Here is a 1,219-nt window from a genome sequence, read left to right on the forward strand (position 1 = left end):
CGCCGGCCAGGCCCCCGGCGCCCAGCTCGACCTGACGGTCCTCGCCGACCTCGACCGCGGCCGGGTCCAACTGATGGCCGGCGCCTGGCCGGGCGCCGCCACCCGGCCGGCCCAGTCCGCCGCCCCGGAGGCCGCCGTCCCGCAGAGCCTGCTGCGCCGGCTCGGTCTGACCGAGCAGGCCCTGCCCGCCGAGGTCCGGCTCGTCGACCGGAACGACAGCAAGCCGCTGACCGTCCGGATCACCGGCGTCTACCGGGCCACCGACCCGGCCGCCCCGTACTGGCGGATCGACCCGGTCGGCGGCCACGAGATCGAGGTCGCCGGCTTCACCACCTTCGGCCCGATGATGGTCGACCAGAGCGCCTTCACCACGGCCGGCCTGGTCCAGAGCAGCCGCGGCTGGTCGCTGGACGCCGACTTCTCCGGCGTCGACCGGGCCGCCGCGCAGGCCGTCGGCGACCGCGCCCAGCGCCTCTCCGATGAGCTGCGGACCTCCGGTTCGCTCGCCGCGAAGACCGAACTGCCCGACATCATGCGCGAGTTGTCCGACAGCATGGTGGTCGCCCGGTCCACCCTGCTGATCGGCGCCCTCCAGCTGGCGGTGCTCGCCGCGGCGGCCCTGCTGCTGGTCGTGCACCTGATCGCCGCGCGGCAGGAGTCCGAGAACGAGATGCTCGCCGCGCGCGGCGCCTCGGCCGTCCGGCTCGGCTCCTTCACCGCCCTGGAGTCGCTGCTGCTGGCCCTGCCCGCGGCGGTGTTCGCGCCGCTGCTGACCCCGTTCCTGGTCCGCGCGCTGGCCGGCCTCGGCAGCGCCCACCAGGTCGCCCTGGACACCGGCATCAGCTGGTCGCTCTGGCCGGTGGCCGTGGTCTGCGCGTTCGCCTGCATCCTGCTGGCCACCGTGCCCAGCGTGGTGCGCGGCGTCGGTGCCGCCCTGCGCCGCCGGGCCGGGCGCCGCCAGGCGGTGGTCTCCGGCGTCGCCCGCAACGGCGGCGACATCGCCGTGCTCGCCCTGGCCGCGCTCGCCTACCAGCAGCTCGACCAGTACGGCGGCGGGCTGTCCCCCGACTCCACCGGCCGGCTGGACGTGGACCTGCTGCTGGTCGCCACCCCGACCCTCGCCCTGTGCGCCGGCACCCTGGTGGTGCTGCGGCTGCTGCCGGTCGTCGCCCGGCTCGGCGCCCGCGCGGCGGCCCGGGGCAGCGGCCTCGGCCCCGCC

At 77.0% G+C, this 1,219-nt stretch carries 1 protein-coding gene; it reads left to right on the forward strand.

The window, feature by feature from the left end:
- Nucleotides 1-1,219: FtsX-like permease family protein (locus AE652_RS41685; protein ID WP_049661249.1), on the forward strand; the 1,219-nt coding region annotated here is incomplete at both ends.

The sequence above is a fragment of the Kitasatospora sp. MY 5-36 genome (genome assembly GCF_001182915.1).
GTDB lineage: Bacteria > Actinomycetota > Actinomycetes > Streptomycetales > Streptomycetaceae > Kitasatospora.